This is a genomic window from Variovorax sp. Soil_C_19 (assembly GCF_057657255.1).
The window spans coordinates 199,345-221,683 of sequence record NZ_JBDGIV010000002.1; the positions used below are offsets into that span (position 1 = coordinate 199,345).

Here is a 22,339-nt window from a genome sequence, read left to right on the forward strand (position 1 = left end):
GGTCGACGGCGCGCTCAGTTCGGTGCGGCCCCTGGCGACGGCGCGGCGGCGGTCGCGATGGAAGGCGCCTGCCAACCGCCGCCGAGCGCACGCGCCAGGCCGACCTGGGTGTCGAGTGCGCGCGCGGCGAGGTCGACCGCCAGCCGGCGCTGCGAGAGCACAGCGGTTTCTGCCGTCAACACGTTGAGGTAGTTGCCGAGGCCTGCGCGGTAGCGCTGCACGGCGATTTCGTAGCCGCCCTCCGCCGCGGCCTGCGCGGCGCGCTGCTCGGCCTGCTGGCGCGTGATCGACTGCGCGCTCGACACCTGGTCGGCCGCATCGCGCACTGCGTCGAGCACGGTGGCGTTGTAGCTCTCGATCGCGGCATCGAGGTCGGCTGCCTTGCCGCGCAGGTTGGCGCGCAACTGGCCACCCTCGAAGATCGGGAGATGGACCGCGGGGCCAACGCCCCACTGCTCGCTGCCCGACTTGAGCAGCTTGCCCAACCCCAAGCTCTGGAAGCCGACGAAGGCGGTGAGGTTGACGTTGGGATAGAACTGGGTGCGCGCGTTCGCCACGTCGCTCGTGGCCGCCTCGACGCGCCAGCGCGCGGCCGCGATGTCGGCGCGCCGGCCGAGCAGGTCGGCGGGCATGTCGGGGCGCAGCGCGATCGGCTTGACGGCCTCGAGCATTGGCGGCTTCAGCGACGCGGTGGCGCCGGGCTGGCCCACGAGCGCGTCGAGCGCATGCTGCTGCAGCGCGATCTGCTCGTTGAGCGCCTCGATCTGCTGGCGCGCCTCGGGCAGGCCGCCTTCGCTCTGGCGCAGCTCGAGCCGCGTGTCGAGGCCGGCGGCGACGCGGTCGCGCACGAGCTTCAGCGTCTCGTCGCGCTGCGCCAGCGTGCGCTGGGCCACGCCGAGCTGTTCGTTCAGGCGCGCCCACTGGAAGTAGCTGCGCGCCACGTTGCTGGCCAGCAGCACGCGCGCGGCATCGGCCTCGGCGGCCGCGGCGTTGGCGCTGCCGATCGCCGCATCGAGCGCGCTGCGGTGCTTGCCGAAGAAGTCGAGCTCCCAACTCGCGCCGAGCTGCAGCAGGCCGGTGTTCTGGGTCGAGCCGCCGAGCGGCGCGGGATAGATGTAGTTGCTGTTGAACTTCTGGCGCTTCAGGTCGAGCGTGGCATCGACCCGGGGTTTCAGCGCCGCGCCGGCGATGTCGACCGACGCCTGGGCCCGCGCGAGGCGCGCCCGGGCGACCTGGAGGTTCGGGTTGCCGGCCAGCGCGCGGTCGACGAGGCCATCGAGCTGCGCATCGCCGAAGGCGCGCCACCAGTGGCTGTCGACGGCCGGCATGGCGGCGGCATGGGTGTCGGCGGCGATGCCGAGCGACGTGGCGTCGCGCAGCGTGGCCTGGGATCGGATGCCGCCCATGTCGGCACAGCCGGCCAACGCCACCACGAGCAGCGCGGCGGCAACCACGGGGGTGCGGCGCATCGCGCGCGCGGCGAAGGATTCAGTCATTCTTTTCTCCACGGGCCGAGAGGGTCTGTGCGTTGTCGAGCACGCGGCGCAGGTAGCCCTTGAGCTGCACCCACTCTTCCTTGCTGAAGCCCGCGAGGACATCGTTCTGCACGCGGCACAGCACATGCGGCACCTCCTTGGCGGCGGCGCGGCCTTCGTCGGTGAGTTCGATGTTGACCACGCGGCGGTCTTCGAGCGAGCGCACGCGGCGGCACAGGCCCTTGGCCTCCAGACGGTCGAGCAGGCGCGTCATTGCGCCCGCATCGAGTTCGCAGGCGCGTGCCAGTTCGGCCACCGTGGTGGCCGCTCCCACGTGCAGCTTGTAGAGCGGCATCCATTGCGGATAGGTCGGCCCGCCCGGTTCGCACAGCCCGGTTTCCACCGATTGCGCGACCGAGCTCACGATGCGGCGCATCAGGTAGCCGATGCTGTCCTCGGCCCGGTAGGTCTCGGGACGATAGAAATCGGCCGGCTCGCGGTTGGAAGCCGGGGCCTGGGTGCCCTGCGGGGTATCTGCATCGCTCATGGCCGAAATATTAATTGCCGAGGCAATCATTGTCAAGGCTACCTTTGAGACGGCAAAGGTCGCTCGTTAGAATCGCCGCATGGCATCTCCTCCCCTGTCCTCGCCGGCCAAGGGCTCACCCCGATCGCTCTCGGGCCTGGGCCCTTTTCTTCGGCCCTACCGCGTGCAGATCGCGCTCGCCGGCATCTTTCTTGTCATGGCAGCGGTCACCACGCTGGCGTTTCCGCTCGCGCTGCGCAGCCTGATCGACGGCGGCCTGGTCAGCAGCGACAAGGGCGCGCAGACCATGGCGCTGCGCGAGCACTTCGGCGCCCTGTTCGCGGTGGCGGTGGCGCTGGGCCTCTTCTCGGCCGCCCGGTTCTATACGGTGAGCTGGCTCGGCGAGCGCGTCACGGCCGACCTGCGCAATGCGGTCTACGAGCGCGTGCTGCGCCAGAGCCCGGCCTTCTTCGAAACCACGCAGACCGGCGAGGTGCTGTCGCGCCTGACGGCCGACACCACGCTGGTGCAGACGGTGGTGGGCTCGTCGCTCAGCATGGGGCTGCGCAATGCGGTGATGGGCGTGGGCGCGCTCGCGGTGCTGATCTGGACCAATCCCTACGTGATGGTGCAGGTGATGGGCATCCTGGTGCTGGTGGTGCTGCCAAGCATGTGGTTCGGTCGCCGCGTGCGCAAGCTCTCGCGCGCCAGCCAGGACCGGGTGGCCGACGCGAGTGCGATCGCGGCCGAGGTGCTCAATGCCATTCCCGTGGTGCAGAGCTACACGGCCGAGGCGCGCGAGGCCGATCGGTTCCGCGCCTCGACCGAGAACGCGTTCGGCACCGCCGTGCGGCGCACGCGCGCGCGTTCGGTGCTCGTGGCCTTCATCATCATCGCCACTTCGGCGGCGCTGCTGTGGGGCCTGTACCAGGGCACGCAGGCGGTGCTGCGCGGCGACATCACGGCCGGCCACCTGGGCCAGACGGTGGTGTATGTCGCGATCCTCGCGGCGGCCACCGCGGTGCTCGGCGAGGTCTACGGCGACCTGCTGCGTGCGGCCGGCGCCACCGAGCGGCTCATGGAGCTGCTCCACGCGCCCTCGGCCATCGTGTCGCCGCCCAGCCCGGCCATGGCGCCGACGCCCGCCGCAGGCAGCACGATCCGCTTCGACGCGGTGACATTCCACTATCCTTCACGGCCCGGGACACCGGCGCTGAAGGACTTCAGCCTCGACGTGGCCCCCGGCGAGACGGTGGCGCTCGTGGGTTCGAGCGGCGCGGGCAAGAGCACGGTGTTCCAGTTGCTGCTGCGCTACTACGACCCGCAGTCGGGCGGGCTGCTGCTCGACGGCGCGCCGCTCGCCGGGCTCGCGCTCGCCGACCTGCGCACGCGCATCGGCCTGGTGCCGCAGGATGCGGTGATCTTCTCGGCCAGCGCCTTCGAGAACATCCGCTACGGCCGGCCCGAGGCGAGCGCCGACGAGGTGCATGCCGCGGCCCGTGCAGCCTTCGCGCACGACTTCCTCAGCGCGCTGCCCGAGGGCTACGACACCTTCCTCGGCGAGCGTGGCGTGCGACTGTCGGGCGGGCAGCGCCAGCGCATTGCGATCGCGCGCGCGATCCTCAAGAACCCGCCCCTGCTGCTGCTCGACGAGGCCACGAGCGCGCTCGACGCGGAAAGCGAGCGCATGGTGCAGGCCGCGCTCGAGTCGGCGATGGAAAACCGCACGACGGTGGTGATCGCGCACCGGCTTGCGACAGTGCAGCGCGCCGACCGCATCGTGGTGCTCGACCACGGCGGCATCGTCGAACAGGGCACGCATGCGGCGCTGGTGGCGCAGGGCGGGGTCTATGCGCGGCTGGCCGCGCTGCAGTTCACGAGCTGAAAAGCTGTGAACGAAAGGCCCAGCGGTTTGACTACTGCAGGGTTTCCTTGAGCGCGGCCGGGATCGGCAGCGGCAGCACGGGAATGCCTTCTTCGAGCAGCGCGACCGTCTGCTCGGGCGTGGCCTGGCCACGGATGCCGCGCTCCTCGGCTTCGCCGTAGTGCATCCGGCGGGCTTCGTCGGCAAAGCGGTCGCCGACGTCCTCGGTCCTGGCGAGCACCTCGCGCACGGCGCGCATCCAGCGCGCCTCGGGCGACTGTGGCAACTCGGCGGGCAGCTGCGACTTCGACGGCGCCGAGGCCGCTTCGGGCGGCCTGGGGTTGCCTAGGTTGAGGCGCGGGGCGCTCAGCAGCTTGACGATGCCTGTGTCGGCGCAGATCGGGCACTCGACCAGCCCGGCGGCGAGCTGGGACTCGAATGCCTCATTGGACGCGAACCAGCCTTCGAAGCCGTGGCCGTGCGTGCATCGGAGATCGAGAACCTTCATGCGCGGATTATCCCGCGCCGCCTTGTTCCGGGGCGGCCTGCCAGTCCAGAGCCCATGCCCCCGAAAGGACGTTCTGCAGCCAGAGCGCGCAGGTGAGCGACTTTGCATCGGTGATCGTGCCGTCGCGGCACCAGAGCGCCACGTCCTGCGGCGTGGCGGTGAACACGTCGAGAAACTCGCCGTGGTCGAGCTGGCGCTCGCCGAGCGAGAGGCCGCGCGCAAAGTAGATATGGATGATCTCGGTGGAATAGGCCACCGCCAGGTGCATGGCGCCTGCATGGGCCCATTCGCGCGCGGTGTAGCCGGTTTCCTCGAGCAGTTCGCGGCGCCCGCAGACGAAGGGGTCCTCGCCCGCATCGAGCTTGCCGGCCGGAAACTCGACCATCACGCGCTCGACCGGATAGCGGTACTGGCGCTCCATCACCACCCGGCCGTCGTCGAGCAGCGGCACCACGACGACGGCGCCCGGATGGATCACGTACTCGCGCGTCGCGCTGTGCCCGTCGGGCAGGCGCACCGTGTCGCGGCAGACCTTGAGGAAGTTGCCCTCGAGCAGCATCTCGCTGCCCGTGCGTTCTTCCCTCAGGTGCGAATCGGCGATTGGAGAAGAAGTCATTTCTTCAGTTTCAGTGCCTGTGCTTCATCAAGTAGCGCCAGGTGAACCCCGGGAAGGCCAGCACGATGAAGAGCGCGCCGGTCACCACATAGAACTCCCAGCCCTGCGGCGCGATCTGCCCTGCCCTGCGTTCGAACAGCAGGCCGACGCCGCCGGCAATGAAGTACATCACCACCAGTTCCGCGAAGCGGACGGCCAGCGGCTTGGCCTGCGTGGCCAGCGGCACGGCGCCGAACAGCCGTTCGTTGAGGAACGGCAGGTTGGCGGCCACCAGGGCCACCAGCAGCACGACCCAGACCGATGCGGTTTGCGACACCGAGCGTGCTCAGTCCGGAATCAGTTGGCCAACGTGGCCACGATGGCCTTGGCGCACAGCGCCATCAGGCCGCCCGGCACGATGCCCAGCACGAGGATCAGCAGGCCGTTTGCCGACAGCACGACGCGCACGTCGCGCGGTGCCGACACGGTGCTGACGGTGACAGGCGCATCGAAGTACATGACCTTGACCACGCGCAGGTAGTAGAAGGCACCGATCAGCGACATGACCACCGCGAACACCGCGAGGCCGATGTAGATCGCCTGGCCCGAGGCAATCAGCGCCTGCAACACCGCGAGCTTGGCGTAGAAGCCGACCAGCGGCGGCAGGCCCGCGAGCGAGAACATCGCCACGGCCATCACGCCAGCGTACAGCGGGCTGCGCTGGTTCAGGCCCGCGAGGTCGGTGATCTCCTCGCTCTCGAAGCCTTCGCGTGCCAGCAGCAGGATGATGCCGAAGCTCGCGAGCGTCGTCAGCACGTAGGTCACGATGTAGAACATCGAGGCGCTGTACGCGAACTGCGCGTTGTAGGTGTTGCCGTTGACCACGCCCGCCACGAGGCCGAGCAGCATGAAGCCCATCTGCGCGATGGTCGAATAGGCCAGCATGCGCTTGAGGTTGGTCTGCGCGATCGCGGCCAGGTTGCCGATCACGAGCGACGCGATGGCCAGCACGGCCAGCATCTGCTGCCAGTCGAAGGCAAGCGGCAGCAGGCCCTCGACCAGCAGGCGGATGATGATGGCGAACGCAGCCAGCTCGGGCGCCGCACCGATCAGCAGCGTGACCGCCGTCGGCGCGCCCTGGTAGACGTCGGGCACCCACATGTGGAACGGTGCCGCGCCGACCTTGAACGCCAGGCCCGCCACGATGAACACCAGGCCGAACACCAGCACCTGGTGGTTGACCTTGCCGCTCGCGATGATCTTGAACACCTCGTTGACGTCGAGCGAGCCGGTCGCGCCGTACATCATCGAAAGCCCGTAGAGCAGGAAGCCGCTCGCCATCGCGCCGAGCACGAAGTACTTCATGGCCGCCTCGCTGGCCACCGCGTTGTCGCGGCGCAGCGCCACAAGCGCATAGCTCGACAGCGTGAGCAGTTCGAGGCCGAGGTAGATCAGTAGGAAGTTGCTGCCCGAGATCATCACGAACATGCCCAGCAGCGCGAACATGCTGATGGTGAACAGTTCGCCGCCGCGCAGCATCTCGCGGTCGGCCGCATACGGGCGGCCATAGACCAGCGTGACCATCAGCGCCAGCGTGGCGAAGCACTTGAGCCAGTTGCCCATGGGGTCGCTCACGACCATGCCGCCGAAGCCGTAGACGGTCTTGCCGTCGTTGGCCGCGAGGCCGGTCAGCACCGCCACCACAGCGAGCGTGAGCAGCGTGAGCACATAGGTGCGCGTGCGGCGTGGGCTCGTGGTCGACAGGTCGACCAGCAAAATGATGCAGGCCATGGCCAGCAGCACGATTTCGGGGTAGATCGCGACCCAGCTGAGTTTGTCAATCATCTCGTTCTCTTGTTCAGCGTGGCATCAAGGCAGTTTCGACACTGCGACATGGCGCAGCAGCTCGACCACGGACGCGTCCATCGCATCGGTGAAGGGCTTCGGATAGAGGCCCATCCACAGCACCGCGATCGCCAGCAGCGAGAGCATCAGGAACTCGCGGGCATTGATGTCGGTGAGTTCCTTGACGTGGTCGTTGCCGACCGGGCCGAGGTAGACGCGCTTGTACATCCACAGGGTGTAGGCCGCGCCGAAGATCAGTGCGGTGGCGGCCGCCAGGCCGATCCAGAAGTTGAACTTGACCGCACCGAGGATCACCATCCACTCGCCCACGAAGCCGGCCGTGCCCGGCAGGCCGCAGTTGGCCATGGCGAACAGCAGCGCAAAGGCCGCGAACCTGGGCATGGTGTTGACCACGCCGCCGTAGTCGGCGATCTGGCGCGAATGCACGCGGTCGTACAGCACGCCGATGCCCAGGAACATCGCGGCCGACACGAAGCCGTGCGCGATCATCTGCACGATGCCGCCCGACACGCCGAGTTCGTTGAAGATGAAGAAGCCGAGCGTCACGAAGCCCATGTGCGCGATCGACGAATAAGCCACGAGCTTCTTCATGTCCTGCTGCACCAGCGCCACGAGGCCAACGTAGATCACCGCGATCAGCGACAGCGCGATCATGAGCCAGGCCCATTCGTGCGACGCATCGGGGGCGATCGGCATCGAGAAGCGCAGGAAGCCGTAGGCGCCGAGCTTCAGCATGATCGCCGCCAGCACGGCCGAGCCGCCCGTGGGCGCCTCGACGTGCACGTCGGGCAGCCAGGTGTGGACCGGCCACATCGGCACCTTGACGGCAAAGGCGGCGAAGAAGGCGAAGAACAGGAAGGTCTGCGCGGTGCCATCCAGCGGCAGCTTGTGCCAGGTCAGGATGTCGAAGCTGCCGCCCGAGGTGTTGTACAGGTAGATCAGCGCCACCAGCATCAGGAGCGAGCCGAGCAGCGTGTAGAGGAAGAACTTGAACGCCGCGTAGATCTTGTTCGGGCCGCCCCAGATGCCGATGATCAGGTACATCGGGATCAGCGTGGCTTCGAAGAACACGTAGAACAGGATGCCGTCGAGCGCGGAGAACACGCCGATCATCAGGCCCGACAGGATCAGGAACGCGCCCATGTACTGGTTGACGCGCTCGGTGATCACTTCCCAGGCCGAGATCACCACCACGACAGTAATGAACGACGTCAGCAGCACCATCCAGAGCGAGAGGCCGTCCACGCCCAGGTGGTAGCTGACATTGAAGCGCGTGATCCAGCTCGCCTTCTCGACGAACTGCATGGCGGCAGTGCCGTTCTCGAAGCCGGTGAAGAGCGGCACGGTCACCAGGAAGCTCGCGATGGCGCCGACGAGCGCTACCCAGCGCACGCCCCGGGCGTTTTCGTCGCGGCCGAACGCCAGCAGCGCGGTGCCGAATGCGATCGGCACCCAGATGGCAAGGCTCAACAAACCCATTTTTCTTTTTCTCCAGCGCTTGGACTCAGCGTTTGAACCAGACGAAGTACGTCATCAGGATGAAGATGCCGAGCAGCATCGCGAAGGCGTAGTGATAGATGAAGCCCGACTGCAGCCAGCGCACCACGCCCGCGAGGCGGCCGATGAGCTTCCAGGAACCGTTGACCACGGCACCGTCGATCAGCGCCTGGTCGCCGCCCTTCCAGAGGCCGGTGCCGAGCGCGCGCGCGCCGCGCGCCACGATGTTCTCATTGATCCAGTCGAGGTAGTACTTGTTCTCGAGCAGGCGATAGACCGGCCCAAAGCCGCGCTTGATGGCGGTCGGCAGCGCCGGGTTGACCATGTACATGTAGTACGAGAGCACCACCCCCGCGAGCGCCAGCCAGAACGGCGCCGTCTGCAGGCCGTGCAGGGCCATCGCCATCGGGCCGTGGAAGGCCTCGCCGAGTTCCTTCATGGCGTGGTGCTTCGCGGCGTCCACGAAGATCGCGTCCTTGAAGAAGTCGCCGTGCAGCATCGGCTCGATCGTGAAGTAGCCGATCACGACCGACGGAATGGCCAAGAGCACCAGCGGCAGCCACACCACCATCGGCGATTCGTGCGGCTTGTGGTCGTGGTGGCCATGGCCGTCGTCGCCGTGTGCACCATGGTCGTCATGGTGGGCATCGGGGTTCTGGTCGTAGCGCTCCTTGCCGTGGAACACCAGGAAGTACATGCGGAACGAATAGAACGCGGTCACGAACACGCCGGCCAGCACCGCCCAGTACGCGAACTGCGCGCCCCAGAGATGGCTTTCCTTCACCGCTTCGATGATGCTGTCCTTCGAGTAGAAGCCCGAGAACAGCGGCGTGCCGATCAGCGCAAGCGAGCCCAGCAGCGACGTGATCCAGGTGATCGGCATGTACTTGCGCACGCCGCCCATCCAGCGGATGTCCTGGTTGTGGTGCATGCCGATGATCACCGAGCCGGCGCCGAGGAACAGCAGCGCCTTGAAGAAGGCGTGGGTCATCAGGTGGAACACCGCCACCGAGTACGCCGAGGCGCCGAGCGCCACCGTCATGTAGCCGAGCTGCGACAGCGTGGAGTACGCGACCACGCGCTTGATGTCGTTCTGGATGATGCCCAGGAAGCCCATGAACAGCGCGGTGATGGCACCGATCACGAGGATGAACGACAGCGCCGTGTCGCTGAGCTCGAACAGCGGCGACATGCGCGCCACCATGAAGATGCCCGCTGTCACCATGGTCGCCGCGTGGATCAGTGCCGAGATCGGGGTCGGGCCTTCCATCGAGTCGGGCAGCCACACGTGCAGCGGGAACTGCGCGCTCTTGCCCATGGCGCCGATGAACAGGCAGATGCAGATCACGGTCACGAGCATCCATTCGGTGCCCGGGAAGGTGATGCCGGCCAGCGTGTCGGCCTTGGCAAAGGCTTCGCCGTAGTTCAGCGTGCCCGCATAGGCCGCGATCAGGCCGATGCCGAGGATGAAGCCGAAGTCGCCCACGCGGTTGACCAGGAACGCCTTCATGTTCGCGAAGATCGCGGTCGGCCGGTTGAACCAGAAGCCGATCAGCAGGTACGACACCAGGCCCACCGCTTCCCAACCGAAGAACAGCTGGAGCATGTTGTTGCTCATGACGAGCATCAGCATCGAGAAGGTGAAGAGCGAGATGTACGCGAAGAACCGGTTGTAGCCCTCGTCTTCCTGCATGTAGCCGATGGTGTAGATGTGCACCATCAGCGACACGAAGGTCACGACGCACATCATCATGGCGGTGAGGCCGTCGACAAGGAAGCCGACCTCCATCCGGAGGCCGCCGACCATCATCCATTCGTAGATGGTCTCGTTGAAGCGGGCGCCGTCGACGATGACCGACTTCAGCGTCATGGCCGAGATCACGAATGCGACGAGCACGCCGAGGATCGTCAGCGAATGCGTGACCTTGCGGCCGATGTGGTTGCCGGCGAACTTGGTGCCGAACAGGCCCGCGAGGACCGCGCCGAGCAGGGGTGCCAGCGGAACGGCCAGCAGCGTGGATGCAGAGAGGGTTGCGCTCATGGTGAGTTCTTGTCGTTATCCCTTGAGCGTGTTGAGCTCATCGACGTTGATGTTGGACTTGTTGCGGAACAACAGGACCAGCAGCGCGAGGCCGATGGCCGACTCGGCCGCCGCCACCGTCAGGATGAAGAACACGAAGATCTGGCCGTGCATGTCGCCCAGGAAGTACGAGAACGCCACGAAGTTCATGTTCACCGCGAGCAGCATCAGCTCGATCGCCATCAGCAGCACGATGAGGTTCTTGCGGTTCAGGAAGATGCCGATCACCGACAGCGCGAAGAGCATCGCGCCGAGCGAGAGAAAGTGTCCGAGCGTGAGCGTCATGCCTTGTTTTCCTTTGCTGCAGGCGCGTCGGCGGCGGCTGGTGCTTCCACCACGGGCTCGGCCGCGCGCGTGGCGGACATCTGCACGATGCGCACGCGGTCGCGCGCCTTCACGCGCACCTGGTCGGCCGGGTTGACGTACTTGCTGTCCTTGCGGGTGCGCAGCGTCAGGGCAATGGCCGCCACGATGGCCACGAGCAGGATCACAGCTGCGATCTCGAGCGGATACAGATATTCCGAATACAGCAACTTGCCGAGCTCGAGCGTGTTCGAGCTGTTGGCCGCGGCCTCGGTCGCCGCGCGCGGCGCCTCGGACAGGCGGAAGCCGCCCATCAGCACCGCGGCCATCTCGAGCGCGATGAGCGCGCCCACGCCGGCGGCCAGCGGGAAGTGCTTCCAGAAGCCCTGCCGCAAGCCGTCCATGTTGATGTCGAGCATCATCACGACGAACAGGAACAGCACCATCACCGCCCCCACGTAGACGAGCACGAGCGCGATCGCAAGGAACTCGGCACGCAGCAGCAGCCAGATGGCCGAGGCCTGGAAGAAGGCCAGCACCAGGTACAGCGCGGCGTACACGGGATTGCGTGCGGTGATGACGCGGAATGCCGCGAACAGCAGCACCGCGGCAAACAGATAGAACAGACCGGTCTTGACGTCCATTGGAATTCGGATGGGTACGGGGTTCGGGCCGATCGGATCAGCGGTACTTGGCGTCGGCCGCCTTGTTCGCCGCGATTTCTTTTTCGTAGCGATCGCCCACCGCCAGGAGCATGTCCTTGGTGAAGTACAGGTCGCCGCGCTTTTCGCCGTGGTATTCGAAGATGTGGGTCTCGACGATCGAATCGACCGGGCAGCTCTCTTCGCAAAAGCCGCAGAAGATGCACTTGGTCAGGTCGATGTCGTAGCGCGTGGTGCGCCGCGAGCCGTCGTCGCGCACGTCGGATTCGATCGTGATCGCGAGCGCGGGGCACACGGCCTCGCACAGCTTGCAGGCGATGCAGCGCTCTTCGCCGTTCTCATAGCGGCGCAGCGCATGCAGGCCCCGGAAGCGAGGCGACAGCGGCGTCTTCTCTTCGGGGAACTGCACGGTGATCTTGCGTGCGAAGGCGTACTTGCCCGTGATCGCCAGGCCCTTGAACAGCTCGAGCAGCATGAAGCTGCTCAGGAAGTCCTTGAGCGAGAACGGTGCGGACGCGGTGGTGGTTGCGGTGTGCGCAGACATGATGTTGGCGCTTCCAGTTAATTCCAGATATTGAACGGGGTCTGCATCCAGGCACCGACCACCACCAGCCACACGAGCGTGACCGGAATGAAGATCTTCCAGCCGAGCCGCATGATCTGGTCATAGCGGAAGCGCGGGAAGGTCGAGCGGACCCACAGGAACATGGTGACCACGCAGAAGGTCTTGATGCCGAGCCAGATCCAGCCCGGAATGAAGGCGAGGAACTCGAAGGGCGGCAGCCATCCACCGAGGAACAGCACGACGCACAGGATCGAGACCAGCCACATGTTGGCGTACTCGGCCAGGAAGAACATCGCGAAGCTCATGCCCGAGTACTCGATCATGTGGCCCGCGACGATCTCGGACTCGCCCTCGACCACGTCGAAGGGATGGCGGTTGGTTTCGGCCAGGCCCGAGATGAAGTAGACGACGAAGATCGGCAGCAGCGACAGCCAGTTCCACGACAGGAAGCCGATGCCCATGTCCGCGAACATGCCCTTGCCCTGCCCCGTCACGATGTCGGTCATGTTGAGGCTGGCCGAGACCATCAGCACCACGACGAAGCAGAAGCCCATCGCGATCTCGTAGCTCACCATCTGGGCCGACGCGCGCAGCGCGCCCAGGAAGGCGTACTTCGAGTTCGAGGCCCAGCCGGCGATGATCACGCCGTAGACCTCGAGCGAGGTGATGGCCATCACGAACAGCAGGCCGGCATTGATGTTGGCCAGCGCCTGGTCGGGACCGAAGGGAATCACGACCCACGCGACGAGCGCCGGCATGATCGTCATGATCGGACCGAGCAGGAACAGGCCCTTGTTGGCAACCGTCGGAAGGATGATTTCCTTGGTCATCAGCTTGAGCGCGTCGGCAATCGGCTGCAGCAGGCCCAGCGGCCCGATGCGGTTCGGCCCGACCCGGATCTGCGTGAAGCCGATGGCCTTGCGCTCCCAGAGCGTGAGGTAGGCGACGGCGAGCATCAGCGGGATCACGACCGCAATGATCTTGATGAGCGTCCAGATCACGGGCCAGGCCATGCCGGTCCACCAGCCGGCCTGAACCAGGCCCTGGCCGAAAGCGTGCAGTGCGTCGATCATGCCAAGGCCTCCTCGGCACGGGCCGGTGCGGCCGATGCACTGCGCGCATCGGCGGTGAGCTGCAGCGACGGCGCGCGGCGCACGATCGAATCGAGCTGGTAGATGCTCGCGACCACGGGCGCGGGCAGGCCCGCGTCGGCGGCCACGGCCTTTGCGGCGGTGGCGTTGGCCAGCGCACCGGCCGGCAGCGCGCCGTTGTCACCCACCGTGGCGAGCACTTCCGAGGTCGATTCGAAGGCGAAGCCCGGCAGGCCGAGCAGGTTCGCGAGCACGCGCAGCACCTTCCAGGCCGGACGCGCCTCGCCTTGCGGCTTGACGACGGCATGGAAGCTCTGCACGCGGCCTTCGGCATTGACGAAGGTGCCCGGCGTTTCGGTGAACGGCGCGATCGGCAGCAGCACGTCGCTGAATTCGAGGTTGGCCTTGAATGGGCTCAGCGTGACGACCATCTGGGCATTGCCGATGGTGTCGGCGGCCGCGGCGCCCGCAGCCGAGTCGAACACCGGTTCGTTGTTGAGCAGCAGCACCGCCTTGAGGCCCGAACCGGCCGCGAGCATGCGCCCGGCATCGAGGCCGCCGTTCTTCGGGAACGCACCCACGAGCTGTGCGCCCACGGTGTTGGCGGCTTCGGTCAGGTAGCCGACGGTGGCGCCGGTCTGCGCGCCGATCCAGTTCGCGAGGGCCAGCAGGCTGCTGGCCTGCGCATGGTGCGCCGCGGCGTTGCCGAGCAGGATCGCCTTGCGTTCGCCGCCGAGCAGCGAAGCCGCGATGGCCTTGGCGGTGTCGTCGGGTGCGTTGGCGGGTGCGAGCGGCGATGTGACGCCCGTGGTCTGGCCGATCGCCGCGGCAACGCCTGCGAGCACCTCGACCCATTGGCCGGCGTCGACGACGGCGGCCTGGGCCACGGTCATGGCCCATGCCTCGGGATCGGCCAGCAGGCCTTGCGAGGTCAGCACCGACAGCGCCGCACCCTTGCGCACGGCTTCGCGGATGCGCAGCGCGAACAGCGGATGGTCCTTGCGCAGGTTCGAGCCGATGACGAACGCACGCTGCAGTTGCGACAGCGATGCGACCGAAGTGCCGAGCCAGCGCACGCCTTCGAATGCCGGGAACTCGGCGTTGCGCAGGCGGTAGTCGATGTTGTCGCTGCCGAGCTCGCGCGTGAGCATGGCCGCGAGCTTGAGCTCCTCGAGCGTGCTGTGCGGGCTCACGAGCGTGCCGATGCTTTGCGCGCCGTGGTCGGCCTTGATCTGCTTGAGGCCGTTGGCGACGTACTCGAGCGCGGTCTGCCAGTCGACCTGCTGCCACTGGCCGCCCTGCTTGAGCATGGGCTGCGTGAGGCGCTCGGGGCCGTTGAGCGCCTCGTACGAGAAGCGGTCGCGGTCGGCGATCCAGCATTCGTTGACGTCGTCGTTCTCGAGCGGCACCACGCGCATCACGCGGTTGTTCTTGACCTGCACGATCAGGTTCGCGCCGGTCGAATCGTGCGGGCTCACCGACTTGCGGCGCGACAGCTCCCAAGTACGAGCGCTGTAGCGGAACGGCTTGCTCGTGAGCGCACCGACCGGACACAGGTCGATCATGTTGCCCGAGAGTTCGGAATCCACGGTCTCGCCGAGGATGGTGGTGATCTCGGAATGCTCGCCGCGGTGGATCATGCCGAGCTCCATCACGCCGGCCACTTCCTGGCCGAAGCGCACGCAGCGCGTGCAATGGATGCAGCGGCTCATTTCTTCCATGCTGATCAGCGGGCCGACGTCCTTGTGGAACACGACGCGCTTCTCTTCCTCGTAGCGCGAGGAAGAGCCGCCGTAGCCCACGGCCAGGTCTTGGAGCTGGCATTCGCCGCCCTGGTCGCAGATCGGGCAGTCGAGCGGATGGTTGATCAGCAGGAACTCCATCACCGACTGCTGGGCCTTGATGGCCTTCTCGCTCTTGGTGCGAACGATCATGCCCTGCGTCACGGGCGTGGCGCAGGCCGGCATCGGCTTGGGCGCCTTCTCCACGTCGACCAGGCACATGCGGCAGTTGGCCGCGATGCTGAGCTTCTTGTGATAGCAGAAGTGCGGGATGTACGTGCCCGCCTTGTCGGCCGCATGCATCACCATGCTGCCTTCGGTCACTTCGACCTTCTTGCCGTCGAGTTCGATTTCGATCATGAGTGTGTTTCTTCTCGCGCTCAGGCCTGAACAGGCGCCTTCGGGACATAGCCCGGGATCAGTGCCTCGAACTCGTGGCGGAAGTGCTTGATCATGGCGCGCACCGGCATGGCCGCGGCATCGCCCAGCGCGCAGATGGTGCGGCCCTGGATGTTGTCGGCCACGGAGTTGAGCAGGTCCATGTCGGTTGCCCTGCCCTGCCCGTTGTAGATGCGGTCGACCACGCGGTAGAGCCAGCCCGTGCCCTCGCGGCACGGCGTGCACTGGCCGCAGGATTCGTGCATGTAGAAGTACGAGAGGCGGCGCAGCGACTCGACCATCGAGCGGCTGTCGTCCATGACGATCACGGCGCCCGAGCCCAGCATGGAGCCGGCCTTGGCGATGGAGTCGTAGTCCATCGTGCACTGCATCATGATCTCGGCCGGCAGCACCGGCGCCGACGATCCACCGGGAATCACGGCCTTGAGCGTGCGGCCCTTGCGCACGCCGCCCGCGAGCTCGAGCAGCTTCGAGAACGGCGTGCCCATCGGCACTTCGTAGTTGCCGGGCAGCTCGACGTCGCCGCTCACCGAGTAGATCTTGGTGCCGCCGTTGTTCGGCTTGCCGCACTCGAGGTAGGCCTGGCCGCCGTTGCGGATGATCCAGGGCACCGCCGCGAAGGTCTCGGTGTTGTTGATGGTGGTGGGCTTGCCGTAGAGGCCGAAGCTCGCCGGGAACGGCGGCTTGAAGCGCGGCTGGCCCTTCTTGCCTTCTAGCGACTCGAGCAGCGCGGTTTCCTCGCCGCAGATGTAGGCGCCGAAGCCATGCGACGCATGCAGCTGGAAGCTGTACGCGCTGCCCATGATGTTGTCGCCGAGGTAGCCCGCCGCGCGCGCTTCCTCGAGCGCCTCTTCGAAGCGCTCGTAGCTCTGGAAGATCTCGCCGTGGATGTAGTTGTAGCCCACGCTGATGCCCATGGCGTAGGCCGCAATGGCCATGCCCTCGATCACGATGTGCGGGTTGAACTGCAGGATGTCGCGGTCCTTGCAGGTGCCCGGCTCGCCCTCGTCGGAATTGCACACGAGGTACTTCTGGCCCGGGAACTGGCGGGGCATGAAGCTCCACTTGAGCCCGGTCGGGAAGCCCGCGCCGCCGCGGCCGCGCAGACCCGAGGCCTTGACTTCGGCGATCACCTGGTCGGGCGTGAGGCCTTCGGTGAGGATCTTGCGCAGCGCCTGGTAGCCGCCGCGCGCCTCGTAGTCGGCCAGGCGCCAGTTGGTGCCGTCGAGGCCGGCATAGATCTGCGGCTCGAGGTGGCGATTGTGGAAGCAGGTCTGCACGCCCGTGGCGCGGAACTGCTGGAGCACTTGTTCGGGCGACATCATGCAGCCTCTCCCTTGGCCGAATCGCGCAGGCCGTCGACGAGCTGGTCGAGCTTCTCGTTGCTCATGAAGCTGCACATCGTGCGGTCGTTGACCAGCATCACCGGCGAATCGGCGCAGGCACCAAGGCATTCGCTCTGCTGCAGCGTGAACAGGCCGTCGGCCGTGGTCTCGCCCATCTTGATGCCGAGCTTCTTCTCGAGGTGCACGAGCGCGGTGGCGCCGTCGCGCAGCTGGCACGGCAGGTTGGTGCACACGTTGAGCTTGAAGCGGCCCACCGGATGCTGGTTGTACATGTTGTAGAAGGTCGTGACCTCGTGCACGGCGATCGGCGCCATGCCCAGGTAGTCGGCGATCTCGCGCTCGCGCGGGATGCTCACGTGGCCCTCGTCCTGCTGGACGATGGCCAGGCACGCCATCACGGCCGACTGCTTGCCGGCCTCGGGGTACTTGGCGACCTCGCGCGCGAAGCGCTCGAGAATGTCGGCCCTCAAAGGAGCAGAAGGCGCCGAGGGCGCCGTGTCGTGGTGGGTCGAGGAAGTCATTCGCTCTTTCTCACCTGTCGATTTCGCCGAACACGATGTCCATCGTGCCGATCACCGCGACAGCGTCGGCGATCATGTGACCGCGCGACATTTCGTCGAGGGCGGCGAGATGCGGGAAACCGGGCGCACGGATCTTCAGGCGATACGGCTTGTTGGCGCCGTCGCTCACGAGGTAGATGCCGAACTCGCCCTTCGGATGCTCGACGGCGGCATACGCCTCGCCTTCGGGCACGTGGAAGCCTTCGGTGAAGAGCTTGAAATGGTGGATCAGCTCCTCCATGTTCGCCTTCATCGATTCGCGCGCAGGCGCGGCGACCTTGTGGTTGTCGGTGATGACCGGGCCCGGGTTGACGCGCAGCCAGGCCGAGCACTGCTGGATGATCCGGTTGGCCTGGCGCATCTCTTCCACGCGCACGAGGTAGCGGTCATAGCAATCGCCGGTGCGCCCGACGGGCACGTCGAACTGCATGCGGTCGTAGACGTCGTATGGCTGCTTCTTGCGCAGGTCCCACTCGACGCCCGAGCCGCGAAGCATCGGACCCGTGAAGCCGAGGTTCAGCGCGCGCTCCGGCGTCACCACGCCGATGCCCACGGTGCGCTGCTTCCAGATGCGGTTGTCGGTGAGCAGCGTCTCGTACTCGTCGACCATCTTCGGGAAGCGCTTGCAGAAGTCGTCGATGAAGTCGAGCAGCGAGCCCTGGCGGTTCTCGTTGAGCTTCTCGATCGCCTTGGCGTTCTTGATCTTGCTGACCTTGTACTGCGGCATCGCGTCGGGCAGGTCGCGGTAGACGCCGCCCGGACGGAAATAGGCCGCATGCATGCGCGCGCCCGAGACCGCCTCGTACATGTCGAACAGGTCCTCGCGCTCGCGGAAGCAGTAGATGAGCATGTTCATCGCACCGCAGTCGAGCCCGTGCGCGCCGAGCCAAAGCAGGTGGTTCAGCAGGCGGGTGATCTCGGCGAACATCACACGGATGTACTGCGCGCGCTCCGGCACATCGAGGCCCATCATCCGCTCGATGGCGAGGCAGTAGGCGTGCTCGTTGCTCATCATCGACACGTAGTCGAGACGGTCCATGTACGGCAGCGACTGGATGAAGGTGCGCGATTCGGCCAGCTTCTCGGTCGCACGGTGCAACAGGCCGATGTGCGGATCGGCGCGCTGGATCACTTCGCCGTCGAGCTCCAGCACGAGGCGCAGCACGCCGTGTGCCGCGGGATGCTGGGGGCCGAAGTTGAGGGTGTAGTTCTTGATTTCGGCCATGTCAGTGGAGTCCGGCGCCGTAGTTGTCTTCGCGGATCACGCGCGGAGTGATCTCTCGCGGCTCGATCGACACCGGCTGGTAGACCACGCGCTTCTGTTCTTCGTCGTAGCGCATCTCGACGTGGCCCGACACCGGGAAATCCTTGCGGAACGGATGGCCGATGAAGCCGTAGTCGGTCAGGATGCGGCGCAGGTCGTCATGCCCCTCGAACACGATGCCGTAGAGGTCGAAGGCCTCGCGCTCGAACCAGGTAGTGGCACTCCACACCGGCTGCAGCGAATCGACGACTGGCAGGTCGTCGCTCTCGGCGAACACCTTGAGCCGCACACGCTGGTTGAGGCTCACCGACAGCAGGTGGGCGACGACGCAATAACGCGCGCCCTCCCACTCGCCTTCGCGGTAGTCCGAGTAGTCCATGCCGCAGAGGTCGATCAGCTGCTCGAAGCGGCAGCCGGGCGCATCGCGCAGCAGCAGCGCGGCGTCGATGTAGTCGGCGGCAGCCACGACCACCGTCACCTCGCCGAGCGCAACCGTCACGCGCTTGGCCTTGGCACCCAGGGTCTGCACCAGAGTCGCCTGGAGCGCCTCTGGAGAAATCGCAAAGTCGGTCATCAGGGCAGTTCCTCAGGCGCGCGCAATGGTGTTGGTGCGGCGGATCTTCTGCTGCAGCTGGATGATCCCGTAGAGCAGCGCCTCGGCCGTCGGCGGGCAGCCCGGCACATAGACGTCGACGGGCACGATGCGGTCGCAGCCGCGCACCACCGAGTAGCTGTAGTGGTAGTAGCCGCCGCCATTGGCGCACGAACCCATCGACAACACCCAGCGCGGCTCGGGCATCTGGTCGTAGACCTTGCGCAGCGCCGGCGCCATCTTGTTGCACAACGTGCCGGCCACGATCATCAGATCGGACTGGCGCGGGCTCGGACGAAACAGCATGCCGAAGCGATCGATGTCGTAGCGGGCCGCGCCCGCGTGCATCATCTCGACGGCACAGCATGCAAGGCCGAAAGTCATCGGCCAAAGTGATCCGGTCTTCGCCCAATTCACCACCGTGTCGTAGGTGGTCGTGACGAAGCCTTCTTTCATGACGCCTTCAATGGCCATTTTGTAGCTTCCTTGTCATTCCCAGTCGAGCGCGCCTTTTTTCCACTCGTAGGCGAAGCCCACGACGAGGATGGCGAGAAAGATCATCATGGCCCAGAAGCCGACGGCGCCGATTTCCTTGAGCGCAATGGCCCACGGAAACAGGAAGGCGATCTCGAGATCGAACAGGATGAAGAGAATCGCGACGAGGTAATAGCGCACGTCGAATTTCATGCGCGCATCCTCGAAGGCCTCGAAGCCGCACTCGTAAGGTGCATTCTTCGCTGCGTCGGGCCGGTTGGGCCCCAGGATGTAGCCGATGACCTGTGGCGCGACGCCTACACCGACACCGACCAGAATGAACAAAAGGACGGGGAGATAGGAATCGAGGTTCATCGGGAATTTTTCACCGCTTGCCACCGGCAGAAGAACGCTCTGAAAGAGGCTTTCTGCCGGTGAGATTTGGTGCGGTCGGCGAGACTCGAACTCGCACAGCTTTCGCCACTACCCCCTCAAGATAGCGTGTCTACCAATTTCACCACGACCGCGGTTTTGACTTGTCCGGATGGCATGAGGTACCTGTGAAGGTGTTTGGCTTTCCGAACAGCTTTAGAGTTTACCCTGAAATGAAGTCGTTTTCAGCGACCTGCTCAATGAAAACAACTTGATTATTTGCTCGGGATCTCGCCGGCGCCCGGGGCGGGTGCGGCCGGCGCCGATGCAGCTGCACCAGCCGGGGCTGCGCCAGCGGGAATCTGCCCTGCCGCGCCCGAAGCAGGCGTGGCCGGCACGCCGATGGCCGCGCGCTCCAGCAGGCTGTTGCCGCCGCCCGCGGGCCGCGCATGGCTGAAGTAGGCCAACAGCAGCGTGGAGGCAAAGAACACCGCCGCCAGCACCGCGGTGGTGCGCGACAGGAAATTGGCGCTGCCGCTGGCACCGAACAGGCTGCCGGCACTGCCGCTGCCGAAGGCCGCGCCCATGTCGGCGCCCTTGCCGTGCTGGATCAGGATCAACCCGATCATGACCAGCGCCGTCAGCATCTGCACGCCGACCAAAAGATTGAGGACCAGGTTCATTCGTTCTTACTCCTAATTGATGACTGCTCGCGCCGCGTTCAGCGTGCGGCAGCCGAAATGATCTGCAGGAAATCGGGGGCCTTGAGCGATGCGCCGCCGATGAGCCCGCCGTCGATGTCGGGCTGGGCCAGCAGCTCGGCGGCGTTCGCCGCGTTCATGCTGCCGCCATAGAGGATGCGGATGCCCGCTGCGTGCTCGCTCGCGGCATGGTGCAGTTGCGCGCGCAGCACGGCATGCACCGCCTGCGCCTGCTCGGGCGTGGCGGTCTTGCCGGTGCCGATGGCCCAGACGGGCTCGTAGGCCACGACGATCTCGCTGATGCAATGGCCGTTGACGTGGATCACCGCGGCCAGCTGGCGCTTGACCACTTCTTCGGTGTGCCCTGCTTCGCGTTCGGCCAGCGTCTCGCCCACGCAGACGATCGGCGTGATGCCGTTCGCCAGCGCGGCCGCCGCCTTGGCGGCCACCGCCTCGTCGGATTCGGCATGGTACTGGCGGCGCTCGGAATGGCCGACGATCGCATAGCGCACGCCGAAGTCCTTCAGCATGGCGGCCGACTGCTCGCCCGTGAACGCACCCTGCGGATGCGCCGAGATGTCCTGCGCACCCAGCGCAAGGGCAGGCGTTGCAGCCAGCAGCGACTGCAGCTGCCCAAAATACGGTGCCGGCGTACAGAGCGCGACATCGCAGCCGGCCGGCGCCGCGGCGAGGCCCTGCTGCAAGGCCTTCACGAGTGCCTCGTTGGCAGCCAGGTTGCCGTTCATCTTCCAGTTGCCGGCAATCAGCTTCTTCTTGGTCGTCGTCGTCATCGTCGTCTGTTGCTCGCTCGTCGTCACCATGTCAGCACGATCTTGCCGATGTGCTGGTTGGATTCCATCAGCGCATGCGCCTGGGCCGCGCCGCTCGGCTCGCCACTCGCTGCGAAGGTGCTGTGGATCACGGGCTTGACCGCGCCGCTTTCGAGCAGCGGCCAGACCTTCTCGCGCAGCGCGCGGGCGATCTCGCCCTTGAATGCGATCGGCCGCGGCCGCAGCGTGGAGCCGGTGATCACGAGCCGTCTGCGCAGCACCAGCCCCGCATTGAACTCGCTCTTGATCCCGCCCTGCACCGCGATGATCACGAGCCGGCCGTCTTCGGCCATGCATTCGATCTCGCGCGCCACGTAGTCGCCCGCGACCATGTCGAGGATCACGTCCACGCCCTTGCCGCCCGTGAGCTTCTTCGCCTCTTCGACGAAGTCGCTCGTGCGGTAGTTGATGGCGTGGTCGGCGCCGAGCTTCCTGCAGGCCTCGCACTTGTCGTCGCTTCCCGCGGTGGCGATCACCGTGGCACCCATGGCCTTGGCGATCTGGATCGCGGTCACGCCGATGCCGCTCGTGCCGCCCTGGATGAGCAGGGTCTCGCCCTTCTGCAGCCGGCCGCGATCGAACACGTTGCTCCAGACGGTGAAGAAGGTCTCGGGCAGCGAAGCCGCCTCGACGTCGCTCCAGCCCTTCGGCACCGGCAGGCATTGCGCCACCGGCGCCACGCACAGTTCGGCATAGCCGCCGCCCGCGACGAGCGCGCAGACCCTGTCGCCGACCTTGAGCCCCGCCTCGGCCAGCGCCGCGGCGTCGCCCGACACGATCTCACCGGCCACCTCGAGGCCCGGCAGGTCGGAAGCGCCCGGCGGCACCGGGTAGTGCCCCTTGCGCTGCAGCACGTCGGGGCGGTTGATGCCGCTGGCCGCAACGCGGATCAGCAGCTCGCCCGCGCCGGCCACGGGATCGGGGCGCTCCACGGCACGCAGCACCTCGGGGGCGCCGTACGAAGTGATTTCAATGGCTTTCATGGTCC

Annotated in this window: 23 protein-coding genes and 1 tRNA gene; 1 reads left to right on the forward strand and 23 read right to left on the reverse strand. The window is 66.3% G+C overall.

Annotated elements, in window-relative coordinates; translation table 11 throughout:
• Positions 1 to 14: 14 nt before the first annotated feature.
• Together AC3A6R_RS05440 and AC3A6R_RS05445 are read right to left on the reverse strand one after the other, a co-directional pair.
• Entirely contained in the window at positions 15 to 1,496 is a 1,482-nt protein-coding gene (locus AC3A6R_RS05440) for an efflux transporter outer membrane subunit (RefSeq protein WP_487858027.1), read from the reverse strand.
• Positions 1,489 to 2,022, reverse strand: coding sequence for a MarR family winged helix-turn-helix transcriptional regulator (locus AC3A6R_RS05445; protein WP_487858028.1), 534 nt, complete (start codon positions 2,020 to 2,022; stop codon positions 1,489 to 1,491). The genes AC3A6R_RS05440 and AC3A6R_RS05445 overlap by 8 nt, the downstream gene beginning before the upstream one ends.
• A gap of 79 nt (positions 2,023 to 2,101) precedes the next feature.
• Between AC3A6R_RS05445 and AC3A6R_RS05450 the strand changes: the two genes are divergently transcribed.
• Positions 2,102 to 3,886, forward strand: coding sequence for an ABC transporter transmembrane domain-containing protein (locus AC3A6R_RS05450; protein WP_487858029.1), 1,785 nt, complete (start codon positions 2,102 to 2,104; stop codon positions 3,884 to 3,886).
• A 31-nt stretch (positions 3,887 to 3,917) separates the two neighbouring features.
• On the opposite strand, the gene AC3A6R_RS05455 is transcribed toward AC3A6R_RS05450, so the two are convergent.
• The 21 genes from AC3A6R_RS05455 to AC3A6R_RS05555 all read right to left on the reverse strand — a co-directional run bounded on the left by AC3A6R_RS05455 (position 3,918) and on the right by AC3A6R_RS05555 (position 22,334).
• Complete coding sequence (locus AC3A6R_RS05455; RefSeq protein ID WP_487858030.1) at positions 3,918 to 4,373, reverse strand: DUF1178 family protein; 456 nt, start codon at positions 4,371 to 4,373, stop codon at positions 3,918 to 3,920.
• A 7-nt stretch (positions 4,374 to 4,380) separates the two neighbouring features.
• Positions 4,381 to 4,989: an NUDIX domain-containing protein gene (locus AC3A6R_RS05460; protein WP_487858031.1), complete on the reverse strand. Its 609-nt coding sequence runs from the start codon at positions 4,987 to 4,989 to the stop codon at positions 4,381 to 4,383.
• Between the two features lie 10 nt (positions 4,990 to 4,999).
• Complete coding sequence (locus AC3A6R_RS05465; protein WP_487863919.1) at positions 5,000 to 5,305, reverse strand: DUF2818 family protein; 306 nt, start codon at positions 5,303 to 5,305, stop codon at positions 5,000 to 5,002.
• 20 nt (positions 5,306 to 5,325) lie between these two features.
• Entirely contained in the window at positions 5,326 to 6,813 is a 1,488-nt protein-coding gene (gene nuoN / locus AC3A6R_RS05470) for an NADH-quinone oxidoreductase subunit NuoN (RefSeq protein ID WP_487863920.1), read from the reverse strand.
• A 24-nt stretch (positions 6,814 to 6,837) separates the two neighbouring features.
• The gene (locus AC3A6R_RS05475) at positions 6,838 to 8,313 is read right to left on the reverse strand and encodes an NADH-quinone oxidoreductase subunit M (protein WP_487863921.1); all 1,476 of its coding nucleotides are present in this window, start codon (positions 8,311 to 8,313) and stop codon (positions 6,838 to 6,840) included.
• A gap of 25 nt (positions 8,314 to 8,338) precedes the next feature.
• Entirely contained in the window at positions 8,339 to 10,372 is a 2,034-nt protein-coding gene (nuoL, locus tag AC3A6R_RS05480; protein WP_487863922.1) for an NADH-quinone oxidoreductase subunit L, read from the reverse strand.
• 15 nt (positions 10,373 to 10,387) lie between these two features.
• Entirely contained in the window at positions 10,388 to 10,696 is a 309-nt protein-coding gene (gene nuoK, locus AC3A6R_RS05485; RefSeq protein ID WP_487858036.1) for an NADH-quinone oxidoreductase subunit NuoK, read from the reverse strand.
• A complete protein-coding gene (locus tag AC3A6R_RS05490; RefSeq protein WP_487858037.1) occupies positions 10,693 to 11,358 on the reverse strand; it encodes an NADH-quinone oxidoreductase subunit J in 666 nt (221 codons plus the stop codon). The genes nuoK and AC3A6R_RS05490 overlap by 4 nt, the downstream gene beginning before the upstream one ends.
• A 37-nt stretch (positions 11,359 to 11,395) precedes the next feature.
• Positions 11,396 to 11,920, reverse strand: a complete 525-nt coding sequence (gene nuoI, locus AC3A6R_RS05495; RefSeq protein WP_487858038.1) for an NADH-quinone oxidoreductase subunit NuoI — start codon at positions 11,918 to 11,920, stop codon at positions 11,396 to 11,398.
• Positions 11,921 to 11,937: 17 nt separating this feature from the next.
• On the reverse strand, positions 11,938 to 13,014 hold the full coding sequence (gene nuoH, locus AC3A6R_RS05500; RefSeq protein ID WP_487858039.1) for an NADH-quinone oxidoreductase subunit NuoH: 1,077 nt from the start codon (positions 13,012 to 13,014) through the stop codon (positions 11,938 to 11,940).
• Positions 13,011 to 15,173, reverse strand: a complete 2,163-nt coding sequence (gene nuoG, locus AC3A6R_RS05505; RefSeq protein ID WP_487863923.1) for an NADH-quinone oxidoreductase subunit NuoG — start codon at positions 15,171 to 15,173, stop codon at positions 13,011 to 13,013. The genes nuoH and nuoG overlap by 4 nt, the downstream gene beginning before the upstream one ends.
• A gap of 20 nt (positions 15,174 to 15,193) precedes the next feature.
• Positions 15,194 to 16,534: an NADH-quinone oxidoreductase subunit NuoF gene (nuoF, locus tag AC3A6R_RS05510; RefSeq protein ID WP_487863924.1), complete on the reverse strand. Its 1,341-nt coding sequence runs from the start codon at positions 16,532 to 16,534 to the stop codon at positions 15,194 to 15,196.
• Complete coding sequence (locus AC3A6R_RS05515) at positions 16,534 to 17,079, reverse strand: NADH-quinone oxidoreductase subunit NuoE family protein (protein WP_487863925.1); 546 nt, start codon at positions 17,077 to 17,079, stop codon at positions 16,534 to 16,536. Before AC3A6R_RS05515 ends, nuoF begins: the two co-directional genes overlap by 1 nt.
• 10 nt (positions 17,080 to 17,089) lie before the next feature.
• Positions 17,090 to 18,343, reverse strand: coding sequence for an NADH-quinone oxidoreductase subunit D (locus AC3A6R_RS05520; protein ID WP_487858043.1), 1,254 nt, complete (start codon positions 18,341 to 18,343; stop codon positions 17,090 to 17,092).
• Between the two features lies 1 nt (position 18,344).
• Complete coding sequence (locus AC3A6R_RS05525; RefSeq protein ID WP_487858044.1) at positions 18,345 to 18,956, reverse strand: NADH-quinone oxidoreductase subunit C; 612 nt, start codon at positions 18,954 to 18,956, stop codon at positions 18,345 to 18,347.
• Positions 18,957 to 18,968: 12 nt separating this feature from the next.
• Positions 18,969 to 19,448: a NuoB/complex I 20 kDa subunit family protein gene (locus tag AC3A6R_RS05530; RefSeq protein ID WP_280815972.1), complete on the reverse strand. Its 480-nt coding sequence runs from the start codon at positions 19,446 to 19,448 to the stop codon at positions 18,969 to 18,971.
• A gap of 15 nt (positions 19,449 to 19,463) precedes the next feature.
• Positions 19,464 to 19,823: an NADH-quinone oxidoreductase subunit A gene (locus AC3A6R_RS05535; protein WP_012748607.1), complete on the reverse strand. Its 360-nt coding sequence runs from the start codon at positions 19,821 to 19,823 to the stop codon at positions 19,464 to 19,466.
• Positions 19,824 to 19,890: 67 nt separating this feature from the next.
• Positions 19,891 to 19,975: transfer RNA gene (locus AC3A6R_RS05540), tRNA-Leu, on the reverse strand.
• A 120-nt stretch (positions 19,976 to 20,095) separates the two neighbouring features.
• The gene (gene secG / locus AC3A6R_RS05545) at positions 20,096 to 20,503 is read right to left on the reverse strand and encodes a preprotein translocase subunit SecG (protein ID WP_487858045.1); all 408 of its coding nucleotides are present in this window, start codon (positions 20,501 to 20,503) and stop codon (positions 20,096 to 20,098) included.
• 38 nt (positions 20,504 to 20,541) lie between these two features.
• On the reverse strand, positions 20,542 to 21,342 hold the full coding sequence (gene tpiA / locus AC3A6R_RS05550) for a triose-phosphate isomerase (RefSeq protein ID WP_487863926.1): 801 nt from the start codon (positions 21,340 to 21,342) through the stop codon (positions 20,542 to 20,544).
• Positions 21,336 to 22,334 (reverse strand): NAD(P)H-quinone oxidoreductase, encoded by a 999-nt coding sequence (locus tag AC3A6R_RS05555; protein ID WP_487858047.1) that lies wholly within the window; start codon positions 22,332 to 22,334, stop codon positions 21,336 to 21,338. Before AC3A6R_RS05555 ends, tpiA begins: the two co-directional genes overlap by 7 nt.
• Positions 22,335 to 22,339: the final 5 nt, after the last annotated feature.